Annotated in this window: 16 protein-coding genes and 1 pseudogene; 4 read left to right on the top strand and 13 right to left on the bottom strand. The window is 46.5% G+C overall.

The annotated features are described in order from the left end of the window. Window positions 1-44 precede the first annotated feature (44 nt). Genes ICN16_RS09570 through def form a run of 6 tightly spaced genes read right to left on the bottom strand, consistent with a single transcriptional unit; the run spans window position 45 to window position 6,445 of the window. Window positions 45-725, bottom strand: a complete 681-nt coding sequence (locus tag ICN16_RS09570; RefSeq protein ID WP_216136807.1) for a response regulator — start codon at window positions 723-725, stop codon at window positions 45-47. A gap of 2 nt (window positions 726-727) precedes the next feature. Further along, window positions 728-3,037: an ATP-binding protein gene (locus ICN16_RS09565; RefSeq protein ID WP_216136804.1), complete on the bottom strand. Its 2,310-nt coding sequence runs from the start codon at window positions 3,035-3,037 to the stop codon at window positions 728-730. Next, the gene (locus ICN16_RS09560) at window positions 3,034-3,615 is read right to left on the bottom strand and encodes a DUF4390 domain-containing protein (protein WP_255533719.1); all 582 of its coding nucleotides are present in this window, start codon (window positions 3,613-3,615) and stop codon (window positions 3,034-3,036) included. Before ICN16_RS09560 ends, ICN16_RS09565 begins: the two co-directional genes overlap by 4 nt. Then, entirely contained in the window at window positions 3,612-4,925 is a 1,314-nt protein-coding gene (gene rsmB / locus ICN16_RS09555) for a 16S rRNA (cytosine(967)-C(5))-methyltransferase RsmB (RefSeq protein WP_216136801.1), read from the bottom strand. Before rsmB ends, ICN16_RS09560 begins: the two co-directional genes overlap by 4 nt. 1 nt (window position 4,926) lies before the next feature. Continuing rightward, window positions 4,927-5,922, bottom strand: a complete 996-nt coding sequence (gene fmt / locus ICN16_RS09550) for a methionyl-tRNA formyltransferase (protein ID WP_216136798.1) — start codon at window positions 5,920-5,922, stop codon at window positions 4,927-4,929. A gap of 7 nt (window positions 5,923-5,929) precedes the next feature. Further along, complete coding sequence (gene def, locus ICN16_RS09545) at window positions 5,930-6,445, bottom strand: peptide deformylase (RefSeq protein WP_216136795.1); 516 nt, start codon at window positions 6,443-6,445, stop codon at window positions 5,930-5,932. Window positions 6,446-6,516: 71 nt separating this feature from the next. Between def and dprA the strand changes: the two genes are divergently transcribed. Both dprA and ICN16_RS09535 read left to right on the top strand, forming a co-directional pair. Continuing rightward, on the top strand, window positions 6,517-7,215 hold the full coding sequence (gene dprA, locus ICN16_RS09540) for a DNA-processing protein DprA (RefSeq protein ID WP_216136792.1): 699 nt from the start codon (window positions 6,517-6,519) through the stop codon (window positions 7,213-7,215). Window positions 7,216-7,413: 198 nt separating this feature from the next. Continuing rightward, a complete protein-coding gene (locus ICN16_RS09535; protein WP_370625629.1) occupies window positions 7,414-10,092 on the top strand; it encodes a DNA topoisomerase III in 2,679 nt (892 codons plus the stop codon). A 59-nt stretch (window positions 10,093-10,151) separates the two neighbouring features. On the opposite strand, the pseudogene mnmC reads toward ICN16_RS09535, so the two are convergent. The 7 genes and pseudogenes from mnmC to rpmH all read right to left on the bottom strand — a co-directional run. Further along, window positions 10,152-11,153 (bottom strand): annotated as a pseudogene (mnmC, locus tag ICN16_RS09895) (FAD-dependent 5-carboxymethylaminomethyl-2-thiouridine(34) oxidoreductase MnmC); the annotation flags it as partial. Between the two features lie 47 nt (window positions 11,154-11,200). Next, window positions 11,201-13,048 carry a phosphoenolpyruvate carboxykinase (GTP) gene (locus tag ICN16_RS09530; protein WP_216136790.1) on the bottom strand — a complete coding sequence of 616 codons (1,848 nt, stop codon included), beginning with the start codon at window positions 13,046-13,048 and terminating at the stop codon, window positions 11,201-11,203. Window positions 13,049-13,137: 89 nt separating this feature from the next. After that, window positions 13,138-14,517, bottom strand: coding sequence for a tRNA uridine-5-carboxymethylaminomethyl(34) synthesis GTPase MnmE (gene mnmE, locus ICN16_RS09525; protein ID WP_216136979.1), 1,380 nt, complete (start codon window positions 14,515-14,517; stop codon window positions 13,138-13,140). Between the two features lie 41 nt (window positions 14,518-14,558). Then, a complete protein-coding gene (gene yidC, locus ICN16_RS09520) occupies window positions 14,559-16,235 on the bottom strand; it encodes a membrane protein insertase YidC (protein WP_216136976.1) in 1,677 nt (558 codons plus the stop codon). 10 nt (window positions 16,236-16,245) lie between these two features. After that, on the bottom strand, window positions 16,246-16,485 hold the full coding sequence (gene yidD, locus ICN16_RS09515; protein ID WP_216136788.1) for a membrane protein insertion efficiency factor YidD: 240 nt from the start codon (window positions 16,483-16,485) through the stop codon (window positions 16,246-16,248). A 1-nt stretch (window position 16,486) separates the two neighbouring features. After that, the gene (gene rnpA / locus ICN16_RS09510) at window positions 16,487-16,735 is read right to left on the bottom strand and encodes a ribonuclease P protein component (RefSeq protein ID WP_255533717.1); all 249 of its coding nucleotides are present in this window, start codon (window positions 16,733-16,735) and stop codon (window positions 16,487-16,489) included. A gap of 77 nt (window positions 16,736-16,812) precedes the next feature. Next, window positions 16,813-16,947, bottom strand: a complete 135-nt coding sequence (gene rpmH, locus ICN16_RS09505; RefSeq protein ID WP_011903922.1) for a 50S ribosomal protein L34 — start codon at window positions 16,945-16,947, stop codon at window positions 16,813-16,815. A 222-nt stretch (window positions 16,948-17,169) separates the two neighbouring features. Between rpmH and dnaA the strand changes: the two genes are divergently transcribed. Both dnaA and dnaN read left to right on the top strand, forming a co-directional pair. Next, window positions 17,170-18,594: a chromosomal replication initiator protein DnaA gene (gene dnaA / locus ICN16_RS09500; RefSeq protein WP_216136783.1), complete on the top strand. Its 1,425-nt coding sequence runs from the start codon at window positions 17,170-17,172 to the stop codon at window positions 18,592-18,594. A gap of 266 nt (window positions 18,595-18,860) precedes the next feature. Further along, the gene (gene dnaN / locus ICN16_RS09495) at window positions 18,861-19,976 is read left to right on the top strand and encodes a DNA polymerase III subunit beta (protein WP_216136781.1); all 1,116 of its coding nucleotides are present in this window, start codon (window positions 18,861-18,863) and stop codon (window positions 19,974-19,976) included. The last annotated feature ends 1 nt before the right edge of the window (window position 19,977 follow it).

The raw sequence follows: 19,977 nt of genomic DNA, 5'->3' as shown, positions 1-19,977 counted from the left end.
TCGATAGCCCCAAAGATCATGGCTATCCACATGTAGTGGGTGCTTTACTGCTCGGCCTTATTACGCGAAGTGTCGATCCCCAAGGCTTTTAGCTTACGGTACAGATGGGTTCGTTCGAGACCAGTGTATTCAGAAATCTTAGTCATGCTACCGCCCATAATGATCATTTGATGCTCAAAATAGGCCTTTTCAAATAAGTCTCTAGCTTCACGGAGCGGCAAATCAAAATAGGTTTTTGCAATTCCGCTAATGTATTCACCATCTTGAGCTTGCGGGACTTGCTCGCTGACGACTGCTTTAGGAGTTGGACTTGTTGAAGTGGCTGATGAAGCCTTCTCTTCAGCAGGCTCAACGTATTTAGGAGAGCTCTCCAAGGCCTTATTGACTGTCTTTAGTAATTTTTGAAGCGCAATTGGCTTTTCTAAAAAGTTGAGCGCGCCAATACGCGTAGCTTCTACCGCCGTATCAATGGTGGCATGTCCAGACATCATGACTACTGGCATCGTGAGCTGCCCAGTCTTGGACCACTCTTTTAATAATGTAATGCCATCAACGTCTGGCATCCAAATGTCGAGCAAGACAAGGTCTGGGCGCATTTGTTCACGAATTGTGCGGGCCTGCATAGCGCTCTCAGCCGCATAAACAGTGTGGCCTTCATCCGTCAGAATCTCATTGAGAAGCTCTCGGATTCCCATCTCATCGTCGACCACCAAAATACTTGCCATTCTTATGCTGCCTCTTTTGCCAGATTCATAAACAAAATTGATACTTGTGCGCCAATCACTTCATCTCCCTGCATGCGGTTCCGAACTTCAATTTTGGCGCCATGATCATCTACGATTTTCTTCACTACCGCCAAGCCCAATCCGGTACCTTTACTCTTTGTTGTTACATATGGTTCGAAAGCTCTTGCCAATATCTTAGCCGGAAACCCTGAACCACTATCACTTATTGTTAATCGCACCGCATTTTGTGGCACACCACTTACTTCACCATAAGACACTAATTCTGTTTTTACTTCAACCGGCTCGGCTTGATGCTTACCCTCAAGGGTAGCATCTTGTGCGTTCTGCAAAAGATTATGAATAATCTGTCTGAGTTGCGTAGGGTCGCCCATAATATTTGGGCAACGTGCGTCTAGTTGAGTTTTTATTGGGCTTCCTTCATACAAACCCAAAATCTCTTGCGTCAAAGTATTAATAGAGATTGATTTCAGTTGTGGGCTGGGCGTTTTTGCAAAATCCCTAAAATCATTCACCATCTCCTTCATAGCCTGAACTTGGCCGATGATGGTTGCCGTACTGCGATTCATCATCTCTTCCTGCTCGGGGCTTAATTTGCCGGCCAGCTTATGCTGCAGCCTCTCAGCTGAAAGTTGTATAGGAGTTAGAGGATTCTTAATCTCATGCGCTAAACGCCTTGCTACCTCACTCCAGGCAATGGAGCGCTGTGCGCTCACGACATCAGTAATGTCATCAAAGACCACCATGCGTAAATCAGCCGTTAACTCGGTTCCACGAATAAATAAAGTGACGCCGGGTTCATTCTCAAACTCATTTGTACTGTGGAGCTGAATTTGTTTTTGCCATACTGATGCAGATTTATTGGCATCTACACCCGGTTGACCACTCTCTACGCCAACTGTAAGTTTCATTGTGGCAAAGCCCTCTTTAATTGCTTGCTCAAACTCAACAAGGCTTGGACTATCACTTAAAGGGCGTCCATCGATTTGCGTTAGGTCTTGCCCAAAGATACGGTCAGCACCCGCATTACTAGAAACTACATTAAAGTTTTTATCGAAGATGCAGACGCCGGCAGTTAAGTTACCCAGCACTGTTTCCAAGAATGATTTGGATTCTTGAAGCGATGTTCTTGTATCTGCTAGCTGGCGAGTCATCACATTAAATTGACGTGTCAGCATCCCCAGCTCATCGCCTGTATCAAGCTCTGGCTTAGGTGACAAGTCTCCCTGCGCAACGGCCTGCGTTCCCTTTAACAGCATCAGTAAAGGTCGGGCCAGCTGACGCCCCAGAGTGAGCGCCAAGGTAACTGCCACGAATAATGCAAAGAACAGAGTTAATGTAAGCGTACCTACGAACATTTTTCGTAGACCGGTTCTGCCAAGTGATTTCTCTTGATAGTCACTATAGGCAGATTCAACCGCAACAATATTCTTGGCTAATGGGCCAGGAATAAAGCGCACTAACTGCAAAAAATATTTATCATCGGCGGCCTTGCCAGAATCTAGCTTGCCGGGGATATATTTTTTACGAACAATCGGCACAATCGCCCTTACCCGATAACCACGTTGCCCCCCATCTACTTCGATTTGCTCTACGGAGGTGATGCCCTTCTTTTTAAATGCCTCTGCAATGACATCTGGAGCGGGCGCAGGTAGGTATTTTTTGGGCCGTGACTCGCTGGTTAAGATTAGGTTGCGCTGAATAGTAAACAGGCTTACCTCTTGTATGCCAAATTGATTGCGCGTCTTCATTACCATGGCACCAACCTGTTCAGAGGTTGCGCCAGATGGAACCTGGACAATTTGCTCAGCAATGTAATTGCCCTCAGCCAAAATCTCTTCTTGCGCAACACGCAAGGTAACGCGCCCTAATTCAAGACCAGCATCTAGCGCAGACTCTACTTGGACATCAAACCAAGTTTCAATGCTGCGGGATACGAACTGCAGGGAGACGCCATACAAAATAAGTCCTGGAACAACACCAACCAAAGCAAAAATCATGGCTAGTTTGGCAACTAAGCGCGTACCAAATCGACCCTTACGCCAACGAATGGCAATCACAATCACCAAAATCAGAATGACTAAAGTTAAGCAAATGCCAATGATTACATTTGCCGCATAGAGCCAAATAAAATAATTATCAAAAAACTCCGTGTTTGAAGTGGCAACCGACAACAGCACTAAAAGTAGGAGGGCAAAAGTGCCGATCGCTGTCATGGCTATAGGCAGCGCGCGCCTTTTCCAAGCATCCTTCTCAAATGCATTTGATCCAATGAAGTCTAGTGATATCTTCATCGCTTAATAACGTTAGGGCCATTTGGCAAAAATGGAAAGCGTAGCCAGTCGCTGGTGACATTCCAGTCACGATTGTTTAGCGCATTCACTTGGAACGGCTTTGGCAGCTTGCTTAAATCCAAAGTCATCCTTAATGCCGCGGTGTAAGATTTGCTTGAATCAATTTGGTTGTTATCGATTACTCGCCAACCGCCAATGCTACCAACAGCTTGTAGCGCTTCAAACATAGTCCTGGCAGAAAAGGTAATGCCCTCAGAGGCAATCCGATATTGTTGTGTCATTGGCTGGTAGGACAAGCGCGTTAATCGTTGTGCAAGAGCTGGTTTTTCATCAAACCAGTACCAACGTGATCTCGTTAAATCGAACTCAGTTTGAAAATATAAGACAACACCTTTTTGAACCGCATCTTCTAGGCCAGGAGTTAATTCAATCTGAAAGGTGGCATTTAATAGCCAGTCACCATCCACCCGCTCAAGATCGGCAGATTTAAGCTTGATACCCTCTGCGCTAGCCGCTGCTGAAAATAGACTCAGCGCCATCAATACACAAAGAATGAATTGTTTAATGCCTTGGGTCATGGACCATTTTTCTTAAACAAAGCGTAGTAGAAACCATCATTTAGCTCGGCGGGCAAAATTTGTCCGGGGGCGCTCAATCGTAACGCATCGGCATGTTCCGCCGCAAACCAATTGGCCTGCTCCTCACCCTCCTCGGGAAACACTGAGCAAGTCACATACAAGAGCGTGCCGCCTATCTTGAGCATCTTCCAGGCCTGCTCCAAAATGGCTCGTTGTCTCAGCTGCAAAGCCTTAATGTCTGACTCACGTCGCAAGAAAGGAATATCTGGATGTCTTGCAACAATGCCCGATGCTGAGCAAGGCGCATCCAGCAGGATTTTGTCGAATGGCTTGCCATCCCACCAGGCGGACTTTGAAGCGTCGCCGCGTAGTACTTGTACGTCATCAGACTGCAATCGCAAGCGGTCTAGGTTGCCACCAATTTTCCCAAGACGCTGGCCATCTAACTCCAAGGCAGTCATCTCGCATTGCGCCAACTCTAATAAATGGGCAGTTTTTCCACCAGGTGCAGCGCAAGCGTCCAATATGCGCTCACCCGGTTTTGGGTTGAGCAGTACGGCTGCGATTTGAGCGCCGGCGTCTTGAACAGAAACAGCGCCACTATAAAAGCCTGGCAAATCGGATACGGGCACCGGTTCTCGCAGGAGTAAGGCGGAATCCAGCGTAACCCCCGCAACACTCTCAATGGGCTCAGCAGCTATGCCAGCCTGCTGCAATAACTCTTGATATTCCTTGCGCGTATGTTGTTTAACATTCACTCGCAAAATCAAGGGTGCACGTTGGGCTTGCTGAATCAACATAGCCTGCCATGACTTTGAATAGTTTCGCTTCAGGCTGGCGCGCCACCAGGGCGGGAAGAACATTGGAGTAGGATCTGGCGGATAAGGCTTCTCACTCTCAGCCTGAACTGCAAGACTGACCTTGCGGAGTACAGCATTCACTAGGCCTTTGGCATACATCGTAGGCTCATACTCACTACAAGCCTTTACTGCCTGATCAACGATCGTATGAGCTGCATAACCCTTTCCCTCAGCCCCACTCTGCAAAAACAAGGCAATCGCTACGCTTAGCAAATACTCCACTTCCGGCGGTGGCGCCTTAGGAATAAATTGCTTAATAAAGTCATGTGATCGCACCCACTTACGCAGGGCATCAAATGTGAGGCTTTGCACAATAGGTCGCTCATGCGCATCCAGCTGATCCAACACTTCTGTGAGCGAGCGCCCCACCATTACCTCTCCAATTGCTTGCGCAGAAATAGTGATCGCCTCTGATAGCGGAAGACTGCGAAGTGTTTTTTGGTCGGTCAACTTAATCTTTCTTGAACTGCATTATTTTTTCTTGTGTGCGATAGGCTTGAAGGCAGGCACTTGCGCTTGTCTTTTTTCCACCAGGCTTTTGCATTTCCAATATTTCAATCACGCCCTCACCACACTGCACGTAAGCTCCATCTCCATCAAATCCTAAAACTTGTCCAGGGATGGCATCTTGATGTGCGTAGACATGAGCGGGCAAGCAAGAATTCCAAAACTTGAGTTGCTCGCCATGCAAGCAGCTCGTGGATCCAGGGAATGGATTGAAAGCGCGAATACGATGATCGATCTCAACGGCACTTAGCTGCCAGTTAATTTCTGCTTCGCTCTTTAATATTTTTTCTGCATAGGTGACGCCCGTACTAGGTTGTACAGTTCTTGCAACGGCAAGACCTTTGTCCAAGTCATTGAGGGTCTTGACCATAAGGTCAGCGCCAAGTGCCGCTAAACGATCATGGAGTGAAGCGCTGGTTTCATGTGATGTAATTTCTAGATCCCCGACCAAAACGGTATCGCCGGTATCTAAACCTGCATCCATCTGCATGATGCTTACGCCTGTGATGGCATCGCCACTCTCGATGGCGCGCTGTATCGGCGCCGCACCGCGCCATCGCGGCAGCAAAGATGCATGAATATTAAAGCAGCCATATCTACCATTGCGAGAGGCAAGATCAAGAATTTCTTGGGGAAGAATTAATCCGTAAGCAACAACCACCATCGCATCAAAATTAATATCTGATAAATATTGATATGTCTGTTGAGCGGCGATCTTCTTTTGTGGATCTGCATGTTCCCGCTTCAGTGTTTCAGGTTGCATTACAGGAATATTTTTTTCTTGCGCAAATAGTTTTACAGGGCTCGCCTGCAAATGCATGCCTCTTCCTGCACGACGATCTGGCTGAGTAAGCGCTAAAACAATTTGATGGCCAGCCCCCTCTATTGCACACATTGCTTGTGCAGCAAACTCCGGGGTGCCAGCAAAAACAATTTTCATTGGGCGCTTAGCGCTCGCCTACTAATTCTTTTGCGCGCTTTTTCATTTTGAGAGAAATGCGATTGCGCTTCAACATCGATAGATACTCGACAAACACTTTGCCCTGTAAGTGATCCATCTCATGTTGCAAGCAGACCGATAGCAGGCCATCTGCCTCTACTTCAAATTCTTTGCCGTTGATATCAAGCGCCTTTACTCGAACAATTGCTGGACGATCAACCTCATCGTAATACTCTGGCACTGAGAGGCAGCCCTCGCGCCATGATTTTTTTTCTGGGCTCGCCCAAACTAACTCTGGGTTGATGAACACCATGAGCTCGTCTTGATTGTCTGAAACATCAATCACCACAATTCGCTCATGAATATCAACCTGAGTTGCAGCCAAACCAACCCCGGGGGCTTCATACATTGTCTCGGCCATATCAGCCACAATTTTTTTGATACGCGCGTCCACCTGCGCCACAGGTTTAGCAACCTTATGTAGGCGTGGATCTGGATAGCAAAGGACAGTTAATAAAGCCATATGGGAATTATCCAACAGAGTAATCAGACTGTCTTGATAGTTATCTCTAGCCCCATGCTGAAAATTGCTTTATGCACACCAGCAAAAACCCGCACATCCGCCAAATTCATCGGAATGAGCCGAACTACCCAGTTCGCCTACTGGATTTATCTGATCCACCCAACTCACTCTATATATATGGAGACATTCGCTTACTAAATTTGCCCATGATTGCTATTGTGGGATCGCGTGCCGCTACCCCAGAAGGAATCAGAACTGCCCACTATTTTGCGCAAGCACTATCTGCAGAGGGCTATCTGATTGTTTCCGGACTGGCTAAAGGCATTGATGGCGCCGCCCACAGGGGTGCGCTAGGGCCAAACCAGGATCAAGCAACCATAGCGGTATGCGGGACTGGGCTAGACCTCGTGTACCCAAAGGAGCATCTGGGCTTGGCCCGGGCCATTGTGGGTAGCGGCTTGCTGGTATCTGAATTGGCGCCGGGATTGGGCCCAAAAGCCTGGCATTTCCCCCGCCGGAACCGCATCATTGCAGCCCTTGCCCTGGGAATCCTGGTAATTGAGGCTGCAGAACGCTCTGGTTCGCTAATTACAGCTAGGCTGGGCTGCGAGCTTGGTCGTGAGATTTTCGCAATTCCCGGGTCCATAGACCACCCTCTCTCGAGAGGGTGCCACCAGCTACTTCAACAAGGGGCCAAGCTGGTTCAATGCACAAAAGACATTCTTGAGGAGTTGCCAAAATACCAAAAAACATCATTTAAAGCCTATTAAATGGCTGTTTTTCCCAAATAAACCCCTTAAATAGCCTCTAAATAGGGGCCCAAAAACGAGGCTTTTGGACTTTTGTTAATTTATCGGTTAATAATAAAAAAGAGGGATATGACGGGTTTGCTCAGGATCTGGTTTAAATTGGTCACCCGTTTTCACCCATTAAAAACATCATTTCAAGCTCAAATTTAGGCAAAACGCGTGGCAACTAAAGCAACTACCAAAAAAAGCAGCTCAAAGACTTCAAGCGTGGATCACCCCAAGGCGCTGATCATTGCGGAAAAACCTTCGGTTGCAAATGACATTGCGAAGGCATTGGGTGGCTTCACTAAATATGAAGACTATTTCGAGAGTGATGACTTTGTTATCTCTTCTGCAGTTGGCCATTTATTAGAAATCGCCGCCCCCGAAGAATTTGATGTCAAGCGCGGCAAATGGTCATTTGCAAACCTTCCAGTTGTGCCGCCCTATTTTGATTTGCGACCGATCGCTAAAACTGAATCGCGACTTAAGGTATTGCAAAAACTGATTAAGCGTAAAGACATTAACGAACTTATTAATGCATGTGACGCGGGGCGCGAGGGTGAATTAATTTTTCGCTTAATTGCGCAGCATGCAAAAGCGCCACAGGCCATTAAACGTCTTTGGCTGCAGTCGATGACACCAGCAGCCATTCGTGATGGCTTTGCTTCACTGCGAAGCGATAGCGATATGCAGCCACTAGCAGATGCAGCGCGTTGCCGCTCTGAAGCGGATTGGTTGGTTGGTATCAACGGCACCCGCGCAATGACTGCATTCAATAGCAAAAGTGGTGGATTCTTTTTAACTACGGTTGGCCGCGTGCAAACTCCAACGCTCTCGATTGTGGTTGAGCGTGAAGAACTCATTCGTAAATTTATTTCAAAAGACTATTGGGAAGTAAAGGCAGAATTTATTGCAGCGGCTGGTGTGTATGAAGGGCGCTGGTTTGATCCTAAGTTTAAGAAGGATGCAGCCGCTCCGGATGCCCGCGAGAATCGCCTCTGGAGTGAAGCTGCTGCACAAAGCATTGTGGCCGCGTGCCGCGATAAAAAAGCAAGCGTCACAGAAGAAGCGAAGCCGGCCACCCAGCTTGCACCACAACTATTTGACTTAACCAGCTTGCAGCGCGAGGCAAATGCACGCTTTGGCTTCTCTGCAAAAAATACTTTGGGTTTGGCTCAAGCGCTTTACGAGCGTCACAAAGTGCTTACCTATCCACGTACTGATGCGAAAGCATTACCCGAAGATTATCTGGATACCGTGAAGCAGACCATGGAAAACTTGGCTGAACATTCACAAGAATATCGCTCCTTCGCTAAACAAATTTTGCAAGGCGATCCTAAAGATCCTAAGGCAAAAGCTGGATATGGCTGGATCAAACCGAACAAACGTATTTTCGATAACTCAAAAATATCAGATCACTTTGCAATCATTCCAACCTTAGAGTCTCCAAAGAGTCTGAGTGAACCTGAGCAAAAGCTGTATGACTTGGTTGTGCGTCGCTTCTTGGCAGTGTTTTATCCCGCAGCTGAATTTCGCGTCACGACTCGCATCACCGAAGCATCTGGACATCACTTCAAAACCGAAGGTCGCGTACTGGTCACACCAGGTTGGCTAACGGTATACGGCAGATCCAATCAAGCGGATGATGAGTTGGTGGCCGTGCAAGAGGGTGAAACTGTTCAGACTGAATCTATCTCAGCAATTCCATTAAAAACCAAACCGCCAGCTCGCTACACCGAGGCAACCTTGCTATCGGCAATGGAAAGCGCTGGCAAGTGGGTTGATGATGACGAGATGCGCGAAGCCATGGCCGAAAAGGGGCTGGGCACACCTGCAACACGTGCGGCCATTATTGAGGGCCTGCTAGCAGAAAAATATATGGTGCGCGAAGCCCGCGAGCTTATTCCCACTGCTAAGGCGTTCCAATTAATGACGCTCTTGCGCGGCTTGGATGTTGAAGAATTAACGCGCCCCGATCTGACGGGCAGCTGGGAAAACAAGCTTTCCTTGATCGAGCGCGGCGAGATGAATCGCGATACCTTCATGCAAGAAATTGCCCAGATGACGCAACGCATCGTCAAGCGCGCCAAAGAGTATGACAGCGATACTATTCCTGGTGACTATGCGACGATGTCTACGCCGTGCCCACACTGTAAGGGTGCAGTTAAAGAAAACTATCGTCGATTTGCGTGTGAGAAATGCGGCTTTACCATTAGCAAAACTCCGGGCGGACGTGCATTTGAATATCCAGAAGTAGAAGAATTACTGCGTGAGAAGACCATTGGGCCATTGCAAGGTTTCCGCAGCAAAATGGGGCGTCCATTTGCGGCAATTATTAAGCTAAGCGAAATTCCTGAAGATGATACTGACTATCCAAATGCAGGCTTCAAGCTTGAATTTGATTTTGGCAATACGCAAGAAGATGAATCTGAGGCAATTGACTTTACTGGTCGCCAGGCTTTAGGTGTTTGTCCAAAATGTTCTGGTGCTGTATATGAAGATGGCATGCGCTATCTTTGTGAAAACAATACCGGCCCAAATAAATCATGCGACTTCAAGACGGGCAAAGTAGTTTTGCAACAAGAAATTTCTGCTGAGCAAGTTCAAAAATTGCTCGCCGAAGGCAAAACAGATTTGCTGACCAATTTCAAATCAAACCGTACTGGTCGTGGCTTTAAGGCCTATCTTGCTTTAGGTGCGGACGGCAAAATTGGGTTTGAATTTGAAGCAAAAGCGCCTAAAGCAGGTGCTGCAACTAAAGCACCAGCAAAGAAGCGTGCAGGCGCAAGTGCAGCTACTAAGTCTGCAGCAAAACCTAAGCGAGCCAGCAAAGCAAAATCATCTTCAAGCACTTGAGCAGCAATAAGTTTGGCAGCTAAAGCTGACCAGAGTGCGCCTCTCGACCCCAGGGCTGTTGCCAAAAATATCCCTGGGCGTTGAGTCAGCGCGCCAATAATCGGCAAACGATCGCCAGCAACGCAACGTACACCTACAAAGCTTCCTGACTTTTGAAGTTGGCCAAGGTCGCCATGTTCGTAATTCAGCAGGCCTCTAGCCTGTTCACGATTAAAGTCATCGCTTGCATCCCAATCCTGAAGATCAGACTCTCCTTCATCAAAACTAGAGCCCACTATCCACTGGTAACGTCCATCGGGTAATTTCTTGGCCGGCAAACAATAGCCATCGCCTGATATAGCGGTGCAAGGTAGTTTTGCTACCCACGAACTCTGCTCATCAACGGAAAAAATGCTCAGCTGTCCGCGTACCGGTCTCAAGGGAAGCCGTACGTCAATACTTGCTGCTAAATTTTTAGTTTGGAGCGCTGCCGCAATAATGACTTTGCCAGCAGTCATGATGGGTCTATCGTGAGGGTCAATTAATTGCCAACCTGCATCGACTTTTTCTAATCGAGCTACGGGAGTGCTCCAGCAGCAAGTCAGTTTTGGGTGGAAAGCCAATGCATCTTGCGTTGCTTCAAACAAATTTAATGATGCTCCCCGTGGAAGCCAAATGCCATCTTGATCAATGCCGCAAGCTCGCATTGCATCTTCGGCATCAAGCGCTTGTGCCATGCCCTCATCGAGATCGAGTGCCCTCAGATAGCTTGCAACATCATCGCGATTAAAAACTTTGTCTTTTTTGTTTGGCTGAAAGATGCCGTGCTGATTCCAAACCTTGCCCCAGCGAGCCTCAGCTATCAGAAAAGCAATTCGGGTTAAGCGCAATAAACGAGGAGCGCCACGGCCAACATGCGGATGAGCAATAGCGTAGGCATGACTAGAGCATGCTGATGCAGGGTGGGGCGCAGAGTCAACAATGCAAACTGTTTGTCCGCGCTCGAGCAACTCACTGGCAATGCTGGAGCCTGCAATGCCTGCCCCAATCACCACGATGTCATGGTGTTGGGGTAAGGTCATTTAATAAAGGTGCTTTTGAAAAGGCTTCTTAAATTTCTAGGGAATGCCTAGGCGTTTAAGCGCTTCTCAATTTTGCTACGAGCTTCGATTAACTCTTTAGGTAAGCGCTCACCTAAATGCTCAAACAATTCTGAATGGAGTTTGAGCTCGTTCTTCCAGTCGTCAACACCAACAGTAATCGCTTTTTCAAACTTGTCTGCTGAGTAATCGAGACCACTCCAATGCATATCAGCGTGCTCTGGGCAAATACCAAATACAGTTTCCTTGCCTTTAGCTGTACCTTCAGCACGGCCCAAGATCCAAGATAGAACTCGCATGTTTTCACCAAAACCAGGCCATACAAACTTACCGTTTTCATCTTTGCGGAACCAGTTGACGCAATAGATTTTTGGCAACACAGCGCCTTCGGCAGCAAGCTTGCTACCGATATTCAACCAATGTTGGAAGTAGTCGCTCATGTTGTATCCAGCAAATGCAATCATTGCAAAAGGATCGCGACGAACAACGCCAACTTGACCAGTAATAGCAGCAGTAGTTTCAGAGCCCATTGTGGCAGCCATGTAAACACCTTCTACCCAGTCACGTGCTTCGCTTACCAATGGAACCGTGTTCGAGCGACGACCGCCAAACAGGAATGCATCAATTGCCACACCTTCAGGGTTATCCCAGTTAGGATCTACTGCAGGGTTGTTAGTAGCAGCAACGGTGAAGCGTGAGTTTGGATGTGCAGCTTTGCGGCCAGCAGCGCCATCAGCAGGAGTCCAATCCTTGCCTTGCCAATCAATTAAATGTGCTGGGGGTGTATCGGTCAGACCCTCCCACCAAACATCACCATCATCGGTTAAGCCAACGTTGGTAAAGATCACGTCTTGGTTTAATGAATCGAGACAGTTTGGATTGGTTTGGCGGTTTGTCCCTGGAGCAACTCCAAAGTAACCAGACTCTGGGTTAATCGCAAACAAACGTGTCTTACCTGTAACAGGGTCTTTTCGTGGCTTGATCCATGCAATGTCATCACCAACTGTAGTGACCTTCCAACCCTCGAAGCCCTTTGGAGGAATCATCATGGAGAAGTTGGTTTTTCCGCAGGCAGATGGGAACGCAGCAGCGATATGGTATTTCTTGCCTTCAGGTGAAGTCACACCCAAGATCAACATGTGCTCAGCTAACCAACCTTGATCGCGCCCCATATTGGATGCGATACGCAAAGCAAAACATTTTTTACCTAGCAATGCATTGCCGCCGTAGCCAGATCCGAAAGACCAAATTTCGCGTGTCTCTGGATAGTGAACGATGTACTTGTTTTTATTGTTAGGCCATGCAACGTCTTTTTCGCCGGCAGCCAAAGGCTTACCAACAGTGTGAATACAAGGAACGAATTCGCCATTAGCGCCAAGCTGATCAATCACAGCTTTACCCATGCGAGTCATTAGGCGCATATTGATTGCAACATACGGGCTATCAGAAAGCTCAACGCCAATGTGGGCGATTGGGGAACCGATTGGGCCCATTGAGAATGGCACTACGTACATTGTTCTGCCGCGCATGCAACCATCAAACAATGGCTGAAGAGTGGCACGCATTTCACTTGGCTCTACCCAGTTATTCGTTGGGCCTGCGTCTTCTTTTTTTGCGGAGCAGATAAATGTGCGATCTTCAACACGAGCTACGTCATCTGGATCTGATAATGCCAGAAAAGCATTTTTACGCTTGGCTGGGTTGAGGCGCTTAAATACGCCAGCGTTTACCAGCAACTCGCAAAATTCATCGTACTCAGACTGGGAACCATCACACCAGTGAATCTTGTCTGGCTTGGTTAAGGCTGCCACTTCGGCAACCCATTGAATCAGTTTTTGATTTTTTACGTACTCAGGTGCATTGGTATTGATAGTCATGAGAGTCCTATGAAATGTAATATTTTTGATCGCACCATTTTAACATTTTGGGCATATTTTTAGGGCCTGGCCCACCAAGAGCAAACCCTTTACTTACCAATACAAAATTGGCTAAAAATCTTGCCCAAAAGGTCGTCCGGGAGTAGCTTTCCAGTAATATGCCCAAGCTGATCTTGCGCTAAACGGAGCTCTTCTGCAAATAACTCCAGTGATATGTTGCCATCTGCTGCGAATTGTTGAGATTTATCTATATGGGTAGCAGCCCTGTCTAGACAATCCAAATGTCGTCTACGCGCCAAGATTACGCCCTCTTGAGTGCCGCCCCAGCCGACCGACTCTAAGATTTTCTGTTTTAGCATCTCAATACCATCGCCAGTCTTCGCGGAAATCAATAACCGGGTGTTTCCATCTTGATTTAAAGCGGATTCGCCCAATAGGTCTGATTTATTGCGAACCTCTAAAACGGGGCACTTTGGGGGAAGCGCTTGCAATATTTGAGCCTTCAACTCCGAAGCCTCAGCATTGATGCTTGCATCTGTAGAGCCTGGGTCTTGAAGAAATATAACCAAGTCGGCAGCCCGAATAGCCTCCCAAGATCTTTCGATTCCCTTTGCCTCAACCAGGTCGCCGGTCTCACGCAATCCCGCGGTATCAATAATGTGCATAGGCACCCCATTGATGGTGATGCTCTCCTTAACCCGATCCCTTGTTGTTCCGGCGATAGGTGTGACAATTGCCACCTCCTCACCAGCCAAGCGATTGAGAAGAGAGCTCTTCCCAACATTGGGGGCGCCCGCCAAAACCAACTGGATGCCGTCACGCAAAATTTTTCCTTGCTTTGCACCCTCACGAAGCCCTTGCAACTTATTCATCACCGCGCCGAGACGCTCGCGAGCGTGGGCATTCTCTAAGAACTCAATCTCCTCTTCAGGAAAATCTAGGGTGGACTCAACCAATATACGCAATTGGGTAATTTCTTCGATCAAGCTATTGATGTCGCTTGAAAAAGCCCCCTGCAATGATCGTGCCGCCCCTCGAACTGCCGCCTCACTTTGGGCATCAATTAAATCTGCGATAGCCTCTGCTTGGGCTAAATCAATTTTGTTGTTGAGGTATGCGCGTAAAGAAAATTCGCCCGGCTCAGCAATCACCAGACCTTGATCTTTTCCCAGCTCAAGACAGCGCTTCATGACCAACTCTAAAAGATGTGGTCCACCATGGCATTGCAGCTCTAAAACATCCTCACCCGTAAAGGATGCAGGGGCAGCAAAATAAATGGCAATGAGTTGGTCAATCGATTCGCCGCGGGCATCACGAAGTGTCAGCAAGTTAGCCTGACGAGGTGGGAGCGCCCTGTGAAACAAAGCCTCCGACAGCGCTAAAAGCTGAGGGCCACTGATGCGAATGACGCCAACACCCGCCTTGCCGGGCGCGGTGGCAACCGCAATGATGGGCAACTTTCTAGTCATCATTGCGGGCACTCCGTATTCATCTTTGGGCAGCTAAAAATTTATTTAGCTGGCTTCTTTCCAAACATTTGGTTGATCTGCCATTGTTGAGCAATCGACAGCAAGTTATTTACTACCCAGTACAGAACCAAGCCAGCAGGGAAGAAGAAGAACATTACCGAGAACACCAGCGGCATATACATCATCACCTTCGCCTGAATTGGATCAGGTGGCGTCGGATTTAGCTTGGTTTGCACAAACATAGAAGCCGCCATGATGATTGGCAAAATGTAATACGGGTCAGGCACTGAAAGGTCGTGAATCCAACCAATCCAAGGTGCATTGCGCATTTCTACTGAGGACAACAGAACCCAGTACAAAGAAATAAATACAGGGATCTGAATCACCACTGGCAAGCAACCACCCAAAGGATTAATTTTTTCCTTGCGATACATTTCCATCATCGCTTGGTTTAACTTTTGTGGCTCACCCTTGTACTGCTCTTTCATGGCAACCAAGCGCGGTTGAACCTCTTTCATGCGAGCCATTGATTTATAGCTTGCAGCAGATAAGGGGAAGAACACCAACTTAATCAAAATGGTCAGCAAGATGATTGACCAACCCCAGTTACCTACATAAGCGTGGATATTTTCTAGCAACCAAAAAATGGGTTTTGCCAGAATAGTGAGGTAGCCGTAGTCTTTTAATAAAGCGAACCCTGGAGCAATCGTCTCTAAAACACTTTCTTCTTGTGGCCCTACAAATAGCTTTGCTTTTTCAACAACGGTTGTGCCTGGTGCAACCACGCCCAAAGGAGTTTGCATACCAATGCGGTATAGATTGTTATCAATCCTTCCGGCATAAATGTCGCGTGCCGCTTTGTCGCCTGGAATCCACGCACTTGCAAAGTAGTGTTGAACCATAGCAATCCATGCAGGATCTCCAGCAGGTACTTGCGTAGGAATAGTAATTTTGTTTTTATCAATCGCCGTGAATTCAAGCTTATTGAATTTTTCTTTCTCGGTGTAAGCGGCAGGACCAGTAAATGTGCTGGCTGAAAATGCGCCATCAAATGGGCCAATTTTTTGTTCTTGTGAAGCGTCGCGAACGATCTCTGTGTAGAGAACCAAAGGTGCTGCATTTGCATTGCTTTGTGTAACGCGATGTCCAACATCAACAACATAACTACCAGGGCTTAAGATGAACGTCTTCTCTAGTTTTACGCCGTTGCGCTCGCTAGCTAAAACAATGAATGGTTTTCCAGACCCATCTTTGCCAGACTGCACTAATTTAAATGTGCTTGTGTGATTGGGTAGATCCGCATTACCCAGTGCAATCAAACCAGAGCGCGCAAAATATTTATGGTTTGTCGCGTACTGAAATAATTCAACAGGCTTCTTTTCTGCCGTCAGCTGCTTAGGTAACTTCGCATCAATAATGTTGGCACCATTGGCGCTGATTTCTAAAATCAATACATCGTTTTGCAATACAAATTTTTCTGCTGTTTCAATCGCATTAGTAACAATCGCAGGCGTTTGATTTGGCGCCGGAATGTTTGGGTTTTGTACTGGAGATGGAATATCTACTTTGCTTGCTTGAGCTTTGTCAGCTACAACGGTAGTGCTTGAAGGGTTTCCGCCAAACATTGATGGCTTACCTTCGTGAACCTGCCAGTTGTTGTACAACATCAGGCCCGACATTGAGAAGACCGCCCAAAGAATTGTTTTTTTAAAGTCCATTTGCATTCACTTAATTATGATGAGGTGTTGGTTTTACTGCGGGGTCTAGCCCGCCTTGCGACCATGGGTTGCAACGCAAAACACGCCACACCATTAGCCTACAGCTTTTTAAGAATCCGTAATTTGCAAAACAGTCACAGGCGTATTGAGAACAAGAAGGCACAAACTTACAACTCATACCAACAAAAGGGCTGAGCGCAATTTGATAAACCCTCAAAACCTTAATGGCTAGCTTGTTTAATAGTTGCACGTTAAATTAAGCCTGCAATTTGAGTGCGCAGCGTTTCTTTTTCTTTGCTTCTGAGCCTGCCGCGGGTCTCGCGACCTATTGGTTTTTTCAGCTTGACCACAACATCGCTATTGAGATCTTTAGCTTGAGCGCCTCTAACTAATTCACGGATCATGCGCTTTAATCGATTGCGATCTACTGCACGCTTAGCCAACTTTTTGGCAACAGCAATACCTAAGTCTGGTTTAGCGTCTTGGCCCGAAGATGCCAAATACAAACCCCAATACAAACTTGTCTTGGGGCGTGTTTTTAGTAATTCAGAAATCCTGGCGCTATTCAACTGCTAAATTAAACAGCTAGACGTTTGCGGCCTTTAGCGCGACGTGCATTTAATACTGCGCGTCCACTCTTGGTTTTCATACGAATACGGAAACCGTGAGTGCGTTTACGACGTGTTACTGAGGGTTGGTATGTTCTTTTCATGATTCATCCTGCAAAACCCCGTATTTTCCTTGTTGCACGTCAAAAGGTCAACTGCTGCGCAACAATATATAGGTATTTTTCTCTATTTTGGTACGCCAAATTTAGCAACCCATTGATTTATATAATTTTTTTGTATTTATACACAAGTTATCCACAGGTTTTCCACGATTTTCTAGCTTGTGGATAACTTTATGGGATCGCTACAATGGATCCTCCAAAAATATGAGCAACTTACAGAATCCCCCAACATTGAATTCACTTAGCCCACTGGGTTTTTGGGATGGCGCTCTTGGCGCTCTTTCGCGCGAGCTATCCCCCCAACAATATAAAACCTGGATTCAACCATTAAGCCTGGTTTCTTATGATGAAAGTGAGCAATCACTCATTATTGGAGCCCCAAATAGATTTAAGCTTGATTGGATTAAGAAAACTTTTTCCGACCGGTTCCAGGCGATGGCAGACCAATATTTTGGCCACCCAGTCTCACTAAACTTTGTTTTAAGTGTAGAGGGCTCTGTTACTCAAACCGTTGATCTCAACCCCCCACAGGAAAAGTTGGGATCCCAGGAGCCCGTACTTACGCTAGACAGCACGTCTACAGAAGAGCAGGCCTTTGAAATTGAAGACCACTCCAAACTTAATCCCAACCTAACTTTTGAGACTTTTGTCACCGGCAAAGCCAATCAACTGGCAAGGGCGGCATCAATTCAGGTTGCCCACAACCCCGGCACATCCTACAACCCCATGTTCTTATACGGTGGGGTTGGTTTAGGTAAAACCCATCTAATCCACGCAATCGGTAACCACCTTTTAAAAGAAAAGCCGAATGCCAGGATTCGCTACATACATGCTGAACAATACGTCTCAGACGTGGTGAGAGCCTATCAACAAAAGGCTTTTGATCGCTTTAAGCGCTATTACCACTCGCTGGATCTATTGCTAATTGACGATATTCAATTTTTTAGCGGGAAATCAAGGACACAAGAAGAGTTTTTCTATGCCTTTGAGGCACTCCTAAGTAATAAGGCGCAAGTCATTATTACAAGTGACACCTACCCAAAAGAGATGGCTGGAATTGATGATCGCCTAATTTCTCGTTTTGACTCTGGTTTAACGGTGGCCATAGAGCCGCCTGAGCTAGAAATGCGAGTTGCCATTTTGATGAAGAAGGCCTTAAGCGAAGGCATCCCCATGAGCGAGGATGTGGCTTTTTTCGTAGCAAAACACCTTAGATCGAACGTGCGTGAGCTTGAGGGCGCACTAAGGAAGATATTGGCATTTGTGCGCTTTCACGGCAAAGAGGTCACTATTGATGTAGCCCGCACAGCCCTAAAAGACCTACTTTCAATACAAAATCGACAAATTTCGGTTGAAAACATCCAAAAAGCAGTTGCTGATTTTTACAGTATTAAGGTTGCCGACATGTACTCGAAGAAGCGCCCTGCCAATATTGCGCGTCCACGTCAGATTGCCATGTTTATGGCTAAAGAATTGACCCAAAAAAGCCTCCCGGAGATTGGTGAGCTTTTTGGTGGACGAGACCACACAACCGTCTTACATGCAGTTCGAAAGATTGGGGAAGAGCGCTCACACGATGGACAACTCAACCACGAAATCCATGTTATCGAACAAACCTTAAAGTCTTAGGTTTTGTTGCCTGTGGATAAGGCTGTGGATAGCTCAATGGATAACTTTGGGAACAAGGTGTGGATAAATTGTGGAAAGCTCACGCTTCATGCAAAAATAGGGTGTTGATAAAAAGTTATCCACTATTTATGCAGTGTTTATACAAAAGTTTTCCACAGGTTTTTTTGGTTTTAATGGGTTGTTTTATATACGGTTTTTGAGTTATCCACTGAAAAGATGAGCCTTATTACTATTACTAATAAGATATATACAAGGATTTAAAAGCAATGCAACTAGTAAACACTTCACGTGACAGTTTGTTAAAACCACTCCAGGTTGTTAGTGGCATTGTTGAACGTCGACATACTTTACCCATCCTGGCAAATTTGTTATTTAAGAAGCAAGGCGACAAAGTATCTTTTATCTCAACGGATATTGAGATTCAAATCACAACCAATGCAAGTTTTGGTGTTGGTGCTGAGGATGTAACCACTACAGTGGCTGCACGTAAGCTGCTTGATATTTTGCGTGCATTACCAGAGGGTCCGGTAGCGCTAAATCTTAAAGACAACAAGATGGTTGTACAAAGCGGCAAGAGCCGTTTTTCTCTCCAAACCCTATCTGCAACAGAGTTCCCTGTAATGCAAAGTGTTGGTGAGGTTACCGCCAGCTGGAAGATGACTCAAAAGAGTTTTAGGCAACTAGTTAGTCAAGTTCATTTTGCAATGGCGCAACAAGATATTCGTTACTACTTAAATGGCATGCTATTGGTTGTTGAGGGTAAGCAGGTAATCGCTGTTGCTACTGACGGCCATCGTTTGGCTTATTCCCAGGTTGAGCTGGCGGAAGCCCCAGTGGGATCTGGACAAAGACAGGAAATTATTATTCCTCGTAAGACTATTCTTGAGTGCCAACACTTACTTGAAGACTCGGATGAATTACTTGAAATGAGTCTGACATCAAATCAGGTCAAATTTACATTTGGCGACATTGAGCTCATTTCAAAATTAGTGGAGGGTAAGTTCCCTGATTTTCAACGCGTTATTCCTAAGGGGCACAAAAATTCCTTGGTGGTTGGGCGCGATCTTTTGCAATCCGCTCTTCAACGTGCTGCAATTTTGACGACGGATAAATTTAAAGGTGTACGTTTTTCTCTGTCACCTAATCGCATCACCGTTCAATCTACCAATGCTGAGCAAGAAGAGGCGCAGGAAGAAATTGAGACTGAATACGCTGGTGATTCAGTAGAGATTGGCTTTAATGTAAGTTATTTGTTAGATGTTTTATCAAACTTGAAGAATGAAAAAATCCAAATTAGTTTGGGTGATGCCAATAGTAGTGCGGTGATTACTTTGCCTGGTTCGGAAGACTTCAAGTATGTTGTGATGCCAATGCGTATTTAAT

Origin of the sequence: Polynucleobacter sp. es-MAR-4 (assembly GCF_018882055.1) — a bacterium.
Classification (GTDB): Bacteria; Pseudomonadota; Gammaproteobacteria; order Burkholderiales; family Burkholderiaceae; genus Polynucleobacter.
This window is presented reverse-complemented; position numbering and strand designations above follow the sequence as displayed.